Annotated in this window: 19 protein-coding genes and 1 tRNA gene; 14 read left to right on the top strand and 6 right to left on the bottom strand. The window is 50.3% G+C overall.

Annotation, left to right across the window (positions count from 1 at the left end; genetic code table 11):
* The first annotated feature begins 710 nt into the window (after nucleotides 1-710).
* From PPL9_RS05915 to PPL9_RS05890, 6 genes are all read left to right on the top strand, one after another.
* Nucleotides 711-1,004: a DUF2282 domain-containing protein gene (locus tag PPL9_RS05915; protein WP_057461822.1), complete on the top strand. Its 294-nt coding sequence runs from the start codon at nucleotides 711-713 to the stop codon at nucleotides 1,002-1,004.
* 97 nt (nucleotides 1,005-1,101) lie between these two features.
* Nucleotides 1,102-2,004, top strand: coding sequence for a DUF692 domain-containing protein (locus PPL9_RS05910; RefSeq protein ID WP_057461821.1), 903 nt, complete (start codon nucleotides 1,102-1,104; stop codon nucleotides 2,002-2,004).
* Nucleotides 1,988-2,824, top strand: coding sequence for a DNA-binding domain-containing protein (locus PPL9_RS05905; protein WP_057461820.1), 837 nt, complete (start codon nucleotides 1,988-1,990; stop codon nucleotides 2,822-2,824). The genes PPL9_RS05910 and PPL9_RS05905 overlap by 17 nt, the downstream gene beginning before the upstream one ends.
* A gap of 71 nt (nucleotides 2,825-2,895) precedes the next feature.
* On the top strand, nucleotides 2,896-3,486 hold the full coding sequence (locus PPL9_RS05900; protein ID WP_057461819.1) for a DoxX family protein: 591 nt from the start codon (nucleotides 2,896-2,898) through the stop codon (nucleotides 3,484-3,486).
* 133 nt (nucleotides 3,487-3,619) lie between these two features.
* Nucleotides 3,620-4,477, top strand: a complete 858-nt coding sequence (locus PPL9_RS05895; RefSeq protein WP_057461915.1) for an endonuclease/exonuclease/phosphatase family protein — start codon at nucleotides 3,620-3,622, stop codon at nucleotides 4,475-4,477.
* Between the two features lie 77 nt (nucleotides 4,478-4,554).
* Nucleotides 4,555-5,592 carry a low specificity L-threonine aldolase gene (locus PPL9_RS05890; protein WP_057461818.1) on the top strand — a complete coding sequence of 346 codons (1,038 nt, stop codon included), beginning with the start codon at nucleotides 4,555-4,557 and terminating at the stop codon, nucleotides 5,590-5,592.
* A 625-nt stretch (nucleotides 5,593-6,217) separates the two neighbouring features.
* On the opposite strand, the gene PPL9_RS05885 is transcribed toward PPL9_RS05890, so the two are convergent.
* Nucleotides 6,218-6,682: an Hsp20 family protein gene (locus PPL9_RS05885; RefSeq protein WP_057461817.1), complete on the bottom strand. Its 465-nt coding sequence runs from the start codon at nucleotides 6,680-6,682 to the stop codon at nucleotides 6,218-6,220.
* A gap of 342 nt (nucleotides 6,683-7,024) precedes the next feature.
* On the opposite strand from PPL9_RS05885, the gene PPL9_RS05880 reads away from it, so the two are divergent.
* Nucleotides 7,025-7,393: a hypothetical protein gene (locus PPL9_RS05880; protein ID WP_057461816.1), complete on the top strand. Its 369-nt coding sequence runs from the start codon at nucleotides 7,025-7,027 to the stop codon at nucleotides 7,391-7,393.
* Nucleotides 7,394-7,474: 81 nt separating this feature from the next.
* Here the strand turns inward: PPL9_RS05880 and PPL9_RS05875 are convergent, their stop codons facing one another.
* Nucleotides 7,475-8,113, bottom strand: a complete 639-nt coding sequence (locus PPL9_RS05875; RefSeq protein ID WP_057461815.1) for a pyridoxamine 5'-phosphate oxidase family protein — start codon at nucleotides 8,111-8,113, stop codon at nucleotides 7,475-7,477.
* A 117-nt stretch (nucleotides 8,114-8,230) separates the two neighbouring features.
* Here PPL9_RS05875 and PPL9_RS05870 point away from each other — a divergent pair, with 117 nt between their 5' ends.
* Nucleotides 8,231-9,172 carry an alpha/beta hydrolase gene (locus PPL9_RS05870; protein WP_057461814.1) on the top strand — a complete coding sequence of 314 codons (942 nt, stop codon included), beginning with the start codon at nucleotides 8,231-8,233 and terminating at the stop codon, nucleotides 9,170-9,172.
* Here the strand turns inward: PPL9_RS05870 and hisN are convergent.
* A complete protein-coding gene (gene hisN / locus PPL9_RS05865; protein ID WP_057461813.1) occupies nucleotides 9,169-9,960 on the bottom strand; it encodes a histidinol-phosphatase in 792 nt (263 codons plus the stop codon). The two genes, PPL9_RS05870 and hisN, sit on opposite strands and share 4 nt — an antisense overlap.
* A 440-nt stretch (nucleotides 9,961-10,400) precedes the next feature.
* Here hisN and catB point away from each other — a divergent pair, with 440 nt between their 5' ends.
* Nucleotides 10,401-11,024, top strand: a complete 624-nt coding sequence (catB, locus tag PPL9_RS05860) for a type B chloramphenicol O-acetyltransferase (protein WP_057461812.1) — start codon at nucleotides 10,401-10,403, stop codon at nucleotides 11,022-11,024.
* Between the two features lie 23 nt (nucleotides 11,025-11,047).
* On the opposite strand, the gene PPL9_RS05855 is transcribed toward catB, so the two are convergent.
* Entirely contained in the window at nucleotides 11,048-11,863 is an 816-nt protein-coding gene (locus PPL9_RS05855) for an N-formylglutamate amidohydrolase (protein WP_082596602.1), read from the bottom strand.
* A 485-nt stretch (nucleotides 11,864-12,348) separates the two neighbouring features.
* On the opposite strand from PPL9_RS05855, the gene PPL9_RS05850 reads away from it, so the two are divergent.
* The 4 genes from PPL9_RS05850 to PPL9_RS05835 all read left to right on the top strand — a co-directional run bounded on the left by PPL9_RS05850 (nucleotide 12,349) and on the right by PPL9_RS05835 (nucleotide 14,178).
* A complete protein-coding gene (locus PPL9_RS05850; protein ID WP_008551455.1) occupies nucleotides 12,349-12,705 on the top strand; it encodes a response regulator in 357 nt (118 codons plus the stop codon).
* A 133-nt stretch (nucleotides 12,706-12,838) separates the two neighbouring features.
* Nucleotides 12,839-12,913: transfer RNA gene (locus PPL9_RS05845), tRNA-Val, on the top strand.
* Between the two features lie 191 nt (nucleotides 12,914-13,104).
* Nucleotides 13,105-13,230, top strand: a complete 126-nt coding sequence (gene ykgO, locus PPL9_RS05840) for a type B 50S ribosomal protein L36 (RefSeq protein ID WP_054662728.1) — start codon at nucleotides 13,105-13,107, stop codon at nucleotides 13,228-13,230.
* Nucleotides 13,231-13,320: 90 nt separating this feature from the next.
* Nucleotides 13,321-14,178 (top strand): hypothetical protein, encoded by an 858-nt coding sequence (locus PPL9_RS05835; RefSeq protein WP_208989202.1) that lies wholly within the window; start codon nucleotides 13,321-13,323, stop codon nucleotides 14,176-14,178.
* Nucleotides 14,179-14,199: 21 nt separating this feature from the next.
* Here PPL9_RS05835 and PPL9_RS05830 read toward each other — a convergent pair whose 3' ends face one another.
* A complete protein-coding gene (locus PPL9_RS05830; RefSeq protein WP_057461810.1) occupies nucleotides 14,200-14,739 on the bottom strand; it encodes a TetR/AcrR family transcriptional regulator in 540 nt (179 codons plus the stop codon).
* An 80-nt stretch (nucleotides 14,740-14,819) separates the two neighbouring features.
* Here PPL9_RS05830 and PPL9_RS33100 point away from each other — a divergent pair, with 80 nt between their 5' ends.
* Nucleotides 14,820-15,329: an SDR family NAD(P)-dependent oxidoreductase gene (locus tag PPL9_RS33100; protein ID WP_208989201.1), complete on the top strand. Its 510-nt coding sequence runs from the start codon at nucleotides 14,820-14,822 to the stop codon at nucleotides 15,327-15,329.
* A 133-nt stretch (nucleotides 15,330-15,462) separates the two neighbouring features.
* Here the strand turns inward: PPL9_RS33100 and PPL9_RS33095 are convergent.
* Nucleotides 15,463-15,703 (bottom strand): hypothetical protein (locus PPL9_RS33095; RefSeq protein ID WP_208989200.1); only part of this gene is annotated, 241 nt, incomplete at its 5' end.

Here is a 15,703-nt window from a genome sequence, read left to right as displayed (position 1 = left end):
CTCATATGCATCGTGTTTCCTCCTTTTTCTGCCATTTTTGGCCTCACTTTCGCTCATCTCAATGTGACCGGTTAAGGTCACTTCCTCGTTCGGGTCGCGGGGAGGTCTTCCTCGCGGCTCGTTCGAAGCCCCGGCACGGCTTGCCCCGGATCTGTCGAATGAAGCACGGCCTCTTTATACATAGGGCCGCCCATTCGGAGTTTCCTCCGATCTATCTTACCCCTTTGGCGAGTGCATTGCGATATGTCCGCATGGCACACATTTGGGGGAGAATGTCGCGGCGTTGGGAACGCGCCTACATCCTTCTCTATTGCGTTGTGTGGATCTCTTAGGTGGATCGCTTGGAAGCTGTCTTCCAGATTGTCATCAACGCATGCGGGATAATAAGGACAGCACTCCTGTCCTTTTCCGCGTCGCGAACATGCCAGATTTTGGAGGGTAGAGCAAGAGCGTTTCAGAAAGTCTTTATTTCTATTCTTTTAATTTTATTAGGCCGATTGTCGCATTGGCATCTAAAACTCAAGTTAGATGCAATAATATTTCAACTATTCACGAACCTGTGAGGACGATGATCTCATTTTATTGATTTAATCGCGTGAAAATAACATGTGTTTGATTTCCCATTGATCGAGTTTTTTGTCAGAACTGTCTTCAGAGGCGAACCGAACCTGTTGAACACATCGCCGAATTTCAATTTGAGGAGTTTTGAAATGTCCAAAAAAACGTTGTCCGCTGCTGTACTTGCAACCGCTGTTACTGCTGCTGTAGCTGGTGCAAACATTACTGTTGCTGAAGCTGCTTCTAAAGAAAAATGTTACGGCGTTTCCCTTGCTGGTGAAAACGACTGTAAAGCGGGCGCTGGCACCACTTGTGCAGGTACTTCCACTGTTGACTATCAGGGCAATGCTTGGACCCTCGTACCAACCGGTACATGTGAATCCATTGAAGTCCCAGGTGACCGTAAAGGTTCTTTGACTGAACTTTCCCGCGATCTGCCTCACTAATCGCTTTACTTTACAATATACTGCGTTGCACCGGGGCGGGTTTTTCCCCTCCGGTGTTTCTTTAAGAAGAAGTCATAATATAGAACGAGGTACTGATATGTGCGCGCAAAGAGTCAATGCAAAACTACCTGCACGAGGTGGCGTGGGCTTAAAAGCTGATCATTATCATCGTATTCTCAATGACAAACCTGACATGGGCTTCTTCGAAATTCACGCGGAAAACTATATGGGTGCTGGTGGTCCTCCACACGGTTACCTTGAAGCGATCCGACGTGATTATCCTATCTCTCTTCATGGTGTCGGCTTGTCTATTGGCGGTGCTGATCCACTGAACAAAGAGCACCTTTCTCGCGTGAAAGATGTTGCTGATCGTTATGATCCGGGCCTTTTCAGTGAGCATCTGGCCTGGTCAACGCACGACACCGAGTATTTCAATGATCTTCTGCCTTTGCCTTACACTGAGGTGACATTGCAGCAGGTCGTTGACCATATTGATGAAGTGCAGACCTTTCTTGGTCGTCAGATGTTGCTTGAAAACCCAAGTGCTTATGTGATCTTCAAGGAGAGCACCTATGAAGAAACTGAGTTTCTTCGCGAGATTGTAAAACGAACTGACTGCGGATTGCTGCTGGACGTGAACAATGTCTTTGTTTCTGCGACGAACTCTGGTGGTTCTCCTGAAGATTATGTGGACCGATTCCCGGTTGAGCACGTTCAGGAAATTCACCTTGGCGGACATGCACCAGAAACAGACGAGCTGGGCTATCCTATTCTAATCGATGCACATGATCGTAAAGTTGCTGATCCTGTGTGGGCGCTTTATGCGCGGACAATTGACCGGACAGGCCCTCAGCCAACTCTTATTGAGTGGGATGCGAATATTCCGACCTGGAAAATTCTCGCTTATGAAGCTGAGCAAGCGGATGTGGTGATACAATCTCACATTGAGACGCAGGCTCAAGCCGCTGAGAAGCGGGGTGATCATGTCCCAAGCGCCTGATAGCACTAAGGAAAAGATTGCGTTGAAAGGTTTTGGCGTTCCTTTGCAGGATTTGCAGTCAAACATGCAAGGTTTTGACATGTTTTCGGATGGGCTGATGAATCCAGCTGTCCCTGTGCCCGATGGGGTTGTAGGGCGTGATGGTCATCCCTCTGAGAAGCGTTATGGCGTTTATCGCAATAACGTAATGGCGAGCTTGATTGATGCGATGGCTGCCAACTTTCCAGCAGTACATGATTTGGTCGGGCGTGATTACTTCCGGGCACTTGCTGCGGAGTTCGTTCGTAAGCATCCGCCAGAGCAGCCGGTACTGAGTGAGTTTGGGGGCAAGTTCTCTGAGTTCATTGGTGCGTTTCCTCCACTTGCAGACTATCCCTATCTGAAAGATGTTGCTGCGCTGGAATGGGCATGGCTGCGTGTTTACCACGGGCCAAATGCGACGCCTGTTGCGCCGGATGTGTTATCCAGGATTGATCCAGCAAAACTAGGGGATGCGGTGTTTACCCCTATCCCTGCACATAGACTGATTTACTCCCGTTTTCCGCTTAGCGAGATCTGGAAACAGAACCGCTCGGAAGATGTGGAAGGCATCACTCCAGAGGCTGATCAAGTGATTTTGATTTGCCGACCAGATATGGACGTGACACTGACCGGATTGGCTCAGGACGTAGCGGCATTCGCTGATTTACTGTTCTTTGGCAAGACATTGGGAGAAGCTGCAGAAGCGGTTTCATCCTCTTACAAATTCTTTGATCTGTCGCAGGCATTGGGCTGCTTGCTGAGCGCACGCGTGTTCGCGAGCGTGGACGTCAAAGCTTAATATTGATTGCGAGGGGCCGGGCGGTAAGGCCCCCGAGTGGTGGAAAGCACCAGAGGAGGAATCCGATGAGAATGCTTGTAAATTTATACCAGGGCGTATTTGGCTGGCTGGAGCGCGTAACTGAAGGCTGGTTTCTCGGCTTGTCTGCGCGCTTTCTTTTCGCAGGCGTCCTGTTTATGTACTTCTGGAATTCGGCGCTGACCAAGTTTGGTGATGGTGCGCTTGGGTTCTTGTTTCCTTCAACCGGTGCATATGCGCAGATCTTGCCGCATATTACCGAGGCGGCTGGATACGATATCTCTCAGATCCCGTTTTTCCCATATGGCCTGATTGTGCTTTTGGGAACTTGGGGTGAAGTTATCATTCCGGTACTGATTGTTGTCGGCTTGTTTACTCGTGCCGCAAGCATTGGTTTCATTGGCTTCGTGATTGTTATGTCCATTGTGGACGTGGTTGGTCATGGCGTTGATATGCCAACAATTGGTGCACTGTTTGATCGTCATCCATCTGCTTTGATCTTTGATCAGCGCGCACTATGGATCTTCCTGGCAACTGTTCTTGTGATCCGTGGTCCTGGCGTGTTCTCGTTGGACTGGGTGCTGGGCAAATGGTTTGGCATTCACCACGAAACTGGTGTTTCAGACACAAAGAGCCACGCATAAGGCTACACTGAGAGCCTGACAAACCTGCGGGTTTGCGTATAAATATTAGAGCGTATCACTGTTGAAGTGATACGCTCTTTTTCGTTTGCGTATATGACTGGAGCATGCGCACTCAGAACTATGGGAGATCGTGTTGCAGATCATGTGCCTGAATGGTTGGGGAGGGACGCTCTACTCTGACTTGTTGCCGTATTTATCTCAGGCTGTGCCTGATGTCCTTTGTCTGCAAGAGGTGGTTCATACACCGGAAAGCGATAAGGACTGGCTGACTTATAGGGATGGCGATCACGTCTTACCTCAGCGGGCAAATTTCTTCCGTGATGTGTGTGCGGCGCTGCCTGAACATGTTGCCGTCTTTTGTCCTGCTGCTCAAGGTGTGCTCTGGGATGAAGAGCAGTCTATCTCATCTCAATGGGGTCTGGCCACGTTTGTGCATCGTTCCTTTCCCATCGTTGGTCAGGTGCAAGGATTTGTGCACAAAGGTTATGCTGCGGAAGGTTATGGAGACCATCCACGCTCTCGCAGTGCGCATGGAATTCGTGTTTATGATTATGCAACAGATCGTGCCGTGAGCATCACCCATATGCATGGCCTGCGTGACTTGAATGGTAAGAAGGACACGCCAGAACGCTTTGAACAAGCGAAGCGGTTGCTCAATATTTCGCAGGCGGTTTCTGAGCCCGGTGATCTAAGAGTGGTGTGTGGAGATTTTAATGTAGAGCCTGGCAGTGAGACCATTCGTTTGTTGGAAGACGATGGCCTTGTTGAGTTGGTCAATCATTATGAGATCGAAACCACGCGGAACTCCCATTACAAAAAGCCGGGAAAATTTGCAGATTACATGCTGATCGATCGGGTTGACGAGATTATGGACTTTCAAGTGCTTCAAAAGCCTGAGGTTTCTGATCATTGTCCGCTTGTTTTGACACTGAAAACGGATGCTCAGAAGGATCAGCTGCACAAAGACTCTGTACAAGTGTTATTGACCTAGAGAGCTTATGGCGGAGAGCTCCGCCCTATAGGTCAAAAATGGCTTGAGTTCCCTCGGTTTGTTGTTATTCAAATCCTATGATTTTTGCGAGTGACAACTGGGCAGGTGCGACGAGTGCAGTTATGACTGCACTTGCGAACCATACAAGCGGCTTTGCCACCGCTTATGGGGTTGATCCATTGAGCCGCTCTATCGAGCAGCAATTCAATGATCTCTTTGAAAAAGAAGTTGCCGTGTTTCTGGTTTCTACAGGAACAGCAGCCAATTCTCTGGCGCTTGCGACCTATGCTAAGCCGGGCGGGGCAGTGTTTTGTCATGAAGATGCACACATCAATGTTGATGAGTGTCACGCTCCGGAGTTCTTTACAGCTGGTAACAAGCTGATTGGTATCGGCGGCGAGCATGGCAAACTTACGCCTGATGCGCTGCGTTCCGCGATGGACAAGGTGCCGGATAATAATCCGATGCATGGCCGTCCTGCTGCAGTATCCATCTCTCAGGTGACAGAGTTTGGGACCATCTACCAGCTTGATGAAATTCAGGCACTGGCAGATGTGGCCCATTCCCGGAATGTGCCGTTGCATATGGATGGCGCCCGTTTTGCGAATGCGTTGGTGTCTTTGGATGTCTCTCCTGCGGAGATGACATGGAAAGCCGGCGTGGATGTTCTGTCCTTCGGTGGTACCAAGAACGGTTGTTGGTGTGCAGAAGCTGTTGTGTTCTTCAACCCTGAAGAGTCCGAGGGCTTTGAATATTTGCGCAAGCGGGCTGCTCAGGTCTTCTCAAAGGCGCGCTTTATTTCTGCGCAATTTGAAGGTTACCTGGAGGACGATGATTGGCTGGCTTCAGCGCGTCACGCTAACGCGATGTGCATGCGTCTTGCCAATGGTATGCGTGATATTGAAGGCGTGCGATTGCCGATCGAACCACAGGCCAACGAACTGTTCCCAGTGTTCACCAAAACACAGGCGGCACGTCTGGAAGCTGCCGGTGCGAAGTTTTATGATATTCCAGCGGATTTCGTCTCAGAAGATGAAGTGTTCCTTCGCTTGGTGACCTGCTTTGCGACCACTCCAGAGATGGTTGACGAGTTTTTGGAGCATCTTCGCGGGTAATCGCGTCAGACTGTTCAATTCGCGATCACATCTTATGATTGCAGTGTCGAGCAATGCAGCATAGAATGCTGGTCTGCGGAGGGATATAAATCCGCAGACCAGCGGGGCACCTGCAAGGGGTTAGCAAGGGTGTTAGAGGCCAACCCTTGCGGTGTCAGTCCAGTGGGTTCAAGGCAAGGCCTTAAGTGAACTAACCTACCCTTCTTATTTTGCGTGTAACTTACCATTCGATAATTCTTAAGTGGCTGAGTGGTCGTAGGGAACGCAGAAATTCCAGAAAATAGAAACAGATGCAGAGAGAGTATCTTTGTGCTTGCTGAAGCGCGCATAAAAGAACGCCCCGCTGGGGCAAGCAGGGCGTTGATTGTGTCTGGTCCTTACTGGGGGGAGAGGCGGCCAGACAAATCCGCATAGGAGGATTGCGGAGGAAGAATCTGTTGATTTGAGTGAGATTGATTGGCAGGGGCGTGCCAATCAATCTCGGAGAGACATCAGAAAATCTAGAATGTTACAAGGGTGGCCACTCGCGAGGGTGGGAGTTTGGGAGGAAGGTCCTCGCGAGGGCTTTGGGTTTTAAAGGCGTATTCTTATTTGAGAACTGATTTCCACTTTTCAGGAATGCACATCAGTGAGCTACTGTTTCGCCTTCAATTTGTTTGTGTTCTTTTTTGTCTCCAGCCGTGATGTTGATTTTGCGCGGTTTTTTTGCCTCAGGAATTTCTCTGATGAGGTCAATGTGGAGCAATCCGTGCTCCAGACTTGCGCCAATCACTTTCACATACTCGGCGATCTGGAAGCGGCGTTCAAAAGCGCGGGAGGCGATACCCCGGTAGAGAACTTCTTTTTCGTCGCTTTCAGGCTTTTTCTCGCCGGAAACAGTCAAGACATGCTCTTTAGCTTCAATCGTCAGTTCATCTTCCTTAAAACCGGCGACTGCCATGGAGATGCGGTATGCGCTCTCTCCTGTGCGCTCAATGTTGTAAGGAGGATAGGCTGAGCCCTGTTGTTCCGTTCCTGAATCCAGCATAGAGAAAAGACGGTCGAAACCAACAGTGGAACGGTAGAGGGGGGTAAGATCGAAATGACGCATTTTATGTGTCCTCTTTTGTGTGACCAACTGGTCATCTGAGCAACGTTCACCATTCGCCGCAAAGCGCGCGGACGATGAAATTTCCTTTTGCTTACAGTGCCTTCCCATTCGTGGCGAAGGTTCTAAGCGGTGTCAGACCCACTCTGTGGCGCCTGTGATTTTGAGATGGGGACGGGGCGAATAAGTTTCAAGAGTTTTTTCAAAATAGGTGTTTTTGCTGGAATGATGGCCGCATTTTCAGATTAACAGAACCTGAACAGGCGCTTCTGATCCCGTACATCCGCGCCTTGTTACGTTCTCCTTGTATTCAGGCAAACCCTATTGCCGACAAGGAGAGAACAGATGAATGCTTTGAAGAAAAAAGTAACCGGACTGGCCGCTGCAGCTGTTGTTGCTCTGGGAGTTTCTGGTGCGGCGGCTCCGGCAAATGCAGGCGCTCAATTCACCTACGATGGACCAAACGTAAGCGTTCAGGTCATGCAGGCTCACTATAAGAAGAACCGTCATTGGGAACATGGGCAACACCATGCATTGAACAAGAAGCAGGTGAAACGTCGTCTACGGGCCTGGGGTTATCGCAACTTCAAAAAAGTAAAGCGTAAGGGCGACGTGTATATTGTAAAAGCCAGCTGGCAGGGGCAACACCGCGCACGTCTGGTTGTTGATGCCTATAGCGGTTGGATCATCAAGTACCGTTATCTGGGGTACTAAGGAGCATTCCCGAGATCTTAATCTGTTTATCCGTCTGACCTGCCTTCTTGCGATCAAGGCAGGTCTTTCGGTGTTTGGGCTCTAGTATGCTGTCTCTTTAATGCGCCCTGGATAAGCCTTGTCATAGGCGTCGCCGTCAAACTCCACTTTTGACAGTGCTTGTGCCATTTGTCCGGCAGTTGGAACTGTTTTGTGGTCTACCTTCGCATCTTCTGTCCAAAGGCCTGAGCGGTAAATGGCTTTCTGGCACTGGTAGTAGATGGTTTCGACCGTGACGACCATGATAGATTTCGGCAGTTTACCTTCTATCTTATGAGCTTCCAGCCGGATTGGGTCTGCAGAGATTTTGGCTTTTCCGTTGATGCGGATGGTTTCACCGACACCAGGGATCATAAACAGCAAAGAGACGCGTGGATCCTGAACGATGTTACGTAAACTATCGATGCGGTTGTTGCCGCGACGGTCCGGAAACTCGATGGTTTTTTCATCAATGACCTTTACAAAGCCTGCAGGGTCCCCACGTGGAGAGCAGTCGGTGCCTTCTTCAGAAACAGTTGTGAGTGCGAAGAAAGGAGAGGTTTCGATAAAGGTTTTGTAGTGCTGAGAAATATAGCCGACTTCTTTATCGATAGAGATTTGTTTCGGGCTTCCATAGAGCTCTTCGAGCTGAGCGAGGCTGGTAATCTCGTGGGAAACAGATGTTAGGTCTGTGTCTTGCATGTAAATATCCTTGTTACCGCGTACTGAGATGGAAAAAACTTCCAGAAATTGCGGTTGCGGCCTGTTGCTTGGAAAGGCTATCAAATTGAGAGTGAGAGAACTAGAGGTTACGCGCTGATGGTACTGGTCAATACGGATTTCAATCGAGTTCCAGAGGGAACGGAGTCTGGTTTTATCCAGACAGAAGACAACGTGAAAATCCGTTGGGCACGCTGGGCTCCAACCGGGTCTCCGCTCAAGGGGACTGTGACTATTGTCCAAGGCCGTACCGAGTTTATTGAGAAATACTTTGAGGTTGTTGAGGAACTGCGGACGCGTGGTTTCTATGTGGTGGCTTTTGATCTGCGTGGGCAGGGTGGTTCTGAGCGTTTGTTGAAGAACGAGCGACGTGGCCACGTTGAGAGCTTCGATGAGTTCGCTCTGGATTTGCACGCTGTTTTGGACAATGTCTCGCTTTCTGATTGCCCTGGGCCGCACTTCCTGCTGGCGCACTCAACCGGTGGCGCTGTGGTTATGCATGCCAACCGGCGGCTGAAGACCAAGATTGACCGTGCGGTGCTAACAGCTCCCCTCGTCGGCCTTGCGATGAAGGGGCGTATGGTCAAGATGGCAGGTGCGCTTGCCAAGACGCTTGTCTGGGTTGGCATGGGGAACGCTTTTGTTCCCGGCGGCAATGACAAGATCCTTGTTGACTATGACGGCAATACGCTCACGTCTGATCCGGATCGCTTCAAGCGCATGAATGCTATTCTTGAAGAAGCGCCTCAATTGGGGCTGGGTTCTCCGACTGTGAGCTGGTTCCGTGCTATGGGATTGGCGACTGAACGCTTCAGAGAGCCCGAGTTCCAGATTGAATTCGGCGTGCCATCTTTAGTCATCGGCGCGGGAAGAGATCAGATCGTCTCGACTGACGATGCTGAGGAAGTCTGCCGCTCTTGTCCGGGTATGAGCTTTCTGGAAATTCGAGGATCTCGCCATGAGATTCTTATGGAGCGAGATCCTTATCGTGAGCAGTTCTGGGCTGCATTTGATGCGTTTATTCCGGGAAGCGCGGACTAAACAGCTGCTTTTGCCAGTTTGGTGAGCAGCTCATCGTGGAGGCGCTTGTCGCCTGTGGCAAGCACCTGCCCACCGTCTGCTGCATTGCCTCCGGTCCAGTTGGTGACGAAACCGCCAGCGCCTTCGATGATTGGGATGAGGGCAAGGATGTCGTAGGTGTTCATGCCGGTCTCAATGACTGCATCAAAGCCTGCCGCTGCAACCATGGCGTAGCCGTAGCAATCTGTGCTGTAGCGGGTGAGGCGAGCTTCTGCGCAGATCGTGTCCCATACCGGGCGCTCGGCTTCATTGAACAAGGCCGGCTCGGTCGTGGTGATGATTGCCTCTGACAAGGATGCGCAGCTGCGGGTTTTCAGAACACGCTTGCCGAGCGGACCAGTCATGAAAGCTTCGTTGCAATCGCCCCAAAAGCGCTCGCTGTTGTACGGCTGGCTCATAATGCCTTGAGACGCTTTGCCGTTGGTTCTGAGGCCAATCAGTGTGCCCCACAACGGGGTGCCGCAGATGAAAGAGCGTGTGCCGTCGACTGGATCAAGAACCCAGACATTCTCGGCATCTTCGCGGACTTTGCCATATTCTTCGCCGATGATACCGTGATCCGGGCGCTCTGCTTCCAGAACCGCGCGGATTGCTTCTTCTGCTGAACGATCCGCGATAGTGACTGGATCAAAGCCTGCTTCCAGTTTGTTGTCTACCTCGTAGCCACTGCGAAAATGCTGCATGGTTTTAGCATCCGCCGCGTCAGCAAGTTTGTGAAGAAAAGCGTAATCAGGACTGGGAGAGGTCATATCAATTTATCCGGTAGGAGCAGTCAATTGCATGCGCACCATAGTCAGGATTTAGAAAAGTGCAAATGTCTATGGCTCTGAGGCCGGTTTTAGTTTGCAAATGCTCTTGTTGAAACCACGCGTTGGTGTCTACGACTTACTGCTAAACTATCGTGTGAAACTCATACCAACGGCTATGATCCCTGAAAAATCAGGGTGTTGTCTCAAGGATACAAACTGGCCAATTCGTATAGGAACAGCCCGATTACGGAGCTGAATGCTTGACGTGTTTGCGATGCGATGCGAGTCTTATTGCAGCGCGACATTCAGTGTCTGCGCCGCCCTTCGCGAAGGGCGTTTCCTCCCTAGACTAAGGGCCGCCTCCAGATGAGAGCGGCCTTTTTTTTGTCTGGTTGTTAATGTTCTCCGTCGTAGGGAGGTGCAGGCAAGGGGAGAACAAGGTGCCGAATTTTTTTGAGAGTCCGTTTAAGGGAATCCCGCTTCAGGAGCAGGTGACCAATCCCAATATTATTGTTGGAAAGCATTCCTACTATTCTGGTTATTATCACGGCCACAGCTTTGATGAGTGTGCCCGATACCTACGCCCAGATGAAGAGACGCAAGACAAGCTGATTATCGGTGCGTATTGCTCTATCGGTTCAGGGGCAGCGTTTATGATGGCCGGTAACCAAGGACATCGTCCTGAGTGGGCCACAACGTTTCCATTTCACTATTTCGATGAGCCTGCTTTTGAAGGAGCTCAAGACGGTTTCAAGCCTGCAGGTTCAACACGTGTTGGCAATGATGTCTGGATTGGTTCTGAAGCGATGATCATGCCGGGCGTGCAGATCGGTAATGGCGCATTGATTGGCAGCCGTGCTGTCGTGACTAAGAATGTACCAGCATATGCCGTTGTGGCCGGTAATCCTGCAACAGTTGTGCGTTCCCGCTTTTCTGAAGAACAGGTTCAGATGCTTTTGGAGATGAAATGGTGGGATTGGACAGATGAAGTCCTGAAAGGGGCCATGCCTCTTATGTGTTCCTCAGATATTGAGAGGCTTTACGACTACTGGCTTGGTTTTTAGGCAGTATGGACTGGGGCTGCAGGTTATTCTGCAGCCAGAGTTTCTCTGGTAAAGCTTTCCGTTACCATCTCGACCAAGGCAGTAATGAACTCCATCAGGTCTTTGCGCAGGTCGTGGAAACCTGAGTGTGGCTGGTGGGTGTGCTCATCCATGTAGAGTGCTCGGTTGATCTCAACCTGCAGCGCGTGCACGCCGCGTTCTGGCTTGCCGTAGTTTTCTGTGATGTAGCCGCCAGCATACGGGCGATTGAGAGCTACGTTATAGCCCATGTTTTGCAATAGTCCGACTGCACAGGATGAAAGCCAGGCAGAACAGCTAGTCCCGAACCTATCCCCAATGACGAAGTCGGCTTTGGGGTCGTGGTTCTTGTTTGAGTTGGCGGACGGCATTGAATGGCAGTCTACCAGGACTGCGAGACCAAACTTGTCCTGTACGTTGCTCAAAAGGCCACGCAGGGTGTTGTGGTAGGGCTTGTAGACTTGCTCAATGCGATCCAGCGCTTCTTCTGCCGGAATACGCGTGTGGTAGATTTCTCTGCGCTCACCCACAATGCGGGCGATGGTTCCAAGGCCTCCTGCAACACGCAGAGAGCGCGAGTTGATGTGCTTGGGGAGCTTGCCTTCAAACATCTTTGGATCGAGCTCATAGGCTTCTCTGTTCACATCAAGGTAAGCACGCGGGAAGTTGGCTTTTAGAACCGGTGCACCTAGCTGTTCGACATCCTTGATGAGAAGATCGACAAATGCATCCTCGCTTTGTCTGATCTGGGTGGTGTCCAACCTAGAGGCTTGAAGGAACGATGAAAGGTACGCGCGCCCGGAGTGGGGGCTGTTAAAAATAAAAGGGACAGAATGTTCATCTGGGGAGAGTACCTCAAATGCGGGTACCTGATCTCCGGTGTCAAGCGCACTGCTGTAGTTCGCTATCGCCTTAATCTGATGATCTTCCAAAACTGTCACAGAGCCTACATTCCTTAATCACCGCAATCCCGCTTACTATAGAACGAGATCTGCGTATGGGCTAGACATTTGAAAGTTTGCTTATGAAATAGGCAAGAGATGCGCGAGTTTTTGCGTAGTTTGAGGGGGCGGTGTGGCGCTGGACCCTCAGTTGACGCAGAAGTCTCTTTAGAAGTGAACCTGTTTCATTTGTCCCTATTGTTTTGACAGGTATTCCCGAGTAGTTTCCTGTTCCTAACAGCGTACAGTATTCGGAATCTGTCGGATTGCGAGGGGCGAGTGCGTCTGACATATTCTATTTATTTACGGGAGGGCTCTGAAAAGAGAACCCCGTCGCTGCACCTGGAGTTTTAAGGTTGTCGAACATGTCTCGAATTCTGCTCGCGGAAGACGATAATGACATGCGCCAGTTCTTGTCCAAGGCACTTGAGAAGGCTGGGCACACTGTTGTTTCCTTTGATAATGGAAAGAGCGCATACGAACGTATTTGCGAAGAGCCCTTTGCCCTATTGCTAACTGACATTGTGATGCCAGAGATGGATGGTATTGAGTTAGCTCGTAAAGCTACTCAACTTGATCCGGACCTGAAGGTTATGTTCATCACAGGATTTGCTGCTGTTGCGCTTAATCCTGATTCCAAGGCACCTCAGGATGCAAAGGTTCTTTCCAAGCCTTTTCACTTAAAAGATTTGGTACGCGAAGTGGAAAAAATGCTTGTTTAGTTAGTTTTGAGGGGTGAATGTGGAAAGAGATAGCAAATTTCCATTTTTGGACTTGCACGTTCTCAAAATTCCTCTTATACGCCTCTCCACCGCAGCGTTTAAGCGCTGACGGACGAGCTTCTTTGAAAGTTTCGGGCGTGTAGCTCAGCGGGAGAGCACTACGTTGACATCGTAGGGGTCACAAGTTCGATCCTTGTCACGCCCACCATTTTTCGTCGGTTAACATCCTTGATGTATATCCGGCGGAGCGGACCTCGATCTTGGTCCTGCGCCGCTTCGTAAGAATGCAGCGCGGCGAGATCAGGGGTTGTACTAATGAGGCGCTTAGCGCCTCTTTTCACTGGCGGATCGTGGTACTTCAGGATCCCTATAAAATTGACCCTAACCGGGGGTAGGATAATGAAGATTAAGAATTCTCTTAAGGCACTCATGGGCCGCCATCGTGATAATCAGATGGTACGCCGCAAGGGTCGTGTTTACATCATCAACAAAAAGAACCCACGCTTTAAAGCACGTCAGGGTTAAGTTTTCTGCGCTGATTTAAACTAAAACAGCGCGAAAAACCCTTGGTTCTAAGAGTTGCGAGCCGCATGGCAAAAGTGAGATGCTTTTGCCATGCGGTTTTTTTTGTTTGCTCGCCCAAACAGCTCCGTCTCAGGGGCATCGACGTTTCCACAACTTCAGCTCTCCGGTTTCTCGGCAGGGGGCTCTTTTTCACGACAATCTGACAGGTTGAGGCGTTGTGTTGGCGCTTGTGGTGCTGTCGCGCTTGCGTGTTTCCTGCTGCTTGTGGTGGGAGTGGAGCGTTTAGGTGCTTCTGAGCGTGTTGTGGCTGTTGTGGGTCCCGTAGAGGTTCAGGTCACTCGTGGACTGCCAAAGGGGCATCCTAAGCTCAATACCGGCCCTGAGGCTGCTCTTAATGGTCCTGCTGGCGGTCCTGCTCAGATAGGGCGGTCTGCACCCGGGCATGGTGTACCCGCTCACTACACGCGTGGGCAACTTCTGGATGCCTTGTTCCTTGAACTGAGGGATGCGGATACATTGGGTAATGCGCAATCGATCTCACGGCGCATACACAGCCTCTTCATGCAGTCTGGGAGTCATACGCTTGATCTGCTTATGATGCGTTCTGCTAAAGCTATTGAAGGGAAAGAGTACGGTTTAGCGCTTGATTTGCTGGATGCGGTTGTTCGTTTAGATCCCGGGTATGTGGAAGGGTGGAACCGCCGGGCGACCGTATATTTCTTGAAAGAGGATCTGGGGCGTTCACTTGCTGACATTGAGCAAGTGCTTCGGATCGAGCCGCGTCATTATCCTGCACTCTCAGGTTTTGCCATGATCCTTCGGAAAACTGGAAAGAACGATAAGGCACTTGAAGTGTTTCAGCATGTGCTGAGCATCTATCCGTTGCTGGAGAATGCTCAGGACGCTGTTAAAAGCTTACGTGAGGAGCTGTGGGGGCAGTATCACTAAGCTTTCAGAGACTACTGGTTCTTAGTCTAGCAGGCGGTTTACAGCTCTGGTGATGCCTGATTTATATTCTGCATAGTTTGAGACCGTTAGAGAGAGCCCCTTGGCGAGGGTGTAGAGGATGAAGGCGTCGTCTTCTGCCTGCTCTTTGCTTCGGTTCTCATGCGTCTCCAGGATCACATCCGCAATTTTGAGCATGACCCGAGGCATGATGCCCTTACCAACGGCAGACATAACCTGCTCACCCATCTGAACCAGCTCAGCGCCATGAACAGAATTTCTCATCAGATCGACATGCTGACCTATGATCGTGTCCAAAGCGCGTAGGATGCGAGATTTGGAGTCATTGGTCTTTTCTTCAAGAATATCCAGTGCCTGGAGCCCAACCTCTTCAGAATACTCCTCGATTATGGTCTGGAACAACTCTTCCTTACTTCCAAACTTTTTGTAGAGCGATTGGCGTGAGAGGCCGACCGCGCTTGCTACGTCACCGACTGAGGTCTTTCGGAAGCCATATTGAGCAAAAACGCCCAATGCCTTCTTTTTATCAAAGTTTGTTTTCATGTTTACCTAGTTGACAATTTCAGTAATTATTGTCAACTTTATTATGCAGCACGAACAGGTGCCGCGCATTGGAGAATTTAATGAGCACAGTGAACAAGAGCAGCGCAGTATCCAACTGGACTGCGGATAAACTGCCTTCTCTTGAGGGTAAAACTTATATCATAACAGGCGGTAACTCCGGTATTGGCCTTGAAGCGGCAAGGATGCTTGCGAAAGCGGGTGGTGATGTTGTTATTGCCTGTCGGAATGCTGAAAAAGGTTCAGCTGCCCAGCAAGCGTTGCGAACTCAGGCGAAAGGAAGAGTAGATCTGGTCCAGCTGGACTTAAGCGATCTCTCGTCTGTTCGCCATGCAGCGGAAATCGTCGCTTCACGATACACCAAGATTGATGCTCTCATCAATAACGCTGGTATTATGCAGACACCGGAGTTGAAGAGTGTTGATGGGTATGAGTTGCAGTTTGCGACTAATCATCTGGGGCACTTTCTATGGTCAGGCTTGCTCAAACCTAATGTTGAAGCTGCAAAGGGTAGATTTGTTGTAGTTGCCAGCCTTGTGCACAAAATGGGAAGATCAACTTTAACGACCTGATGATGCGTGAAAATTATGCGCCTATGAAAGCTTACTCGCAAAGTAAGCTGGCCACTTTGATGTTTGGGCTGGAGCTTCAGCGGCGCTTGTCGGATGCGGGGAGTGCTTCGTTTGTAGCTATGGGGCATCCAGGTTATTCAGCCACTAATTTGCAGAGTACAGGTCCGACAGGTTGGATGAGCATGGCGTACAAGTGGATGAATAGCATGTTCGCGCAGTCTGCTGAGCGAGGTGCATTGCCAACGGTGCTTGCTGCGGCTGGAGTGGAAGTTGAGCCGAATGGCTTGTGTGGATGGCTCCTGCTTTGCAAGACATTTTTGAGATGATCGGTACCTTTGTCAGAAGCAGTCATGTGTCCGGCCTGTTTGCGCGGT

It is taken from the genome of Pseudovibrio sp. POLY-S9 (genome assembly GCF_001431305.1).
Classification (GTDB): domain Bacteria; phylum Pseudomonadota; class Alphaproteobacteria; order Rhizobiales; family Stappiaceae; genus Pseudovibrio.
This window is presented reverse-complemented; position numbering and strand designations above follow the sequence as displayed.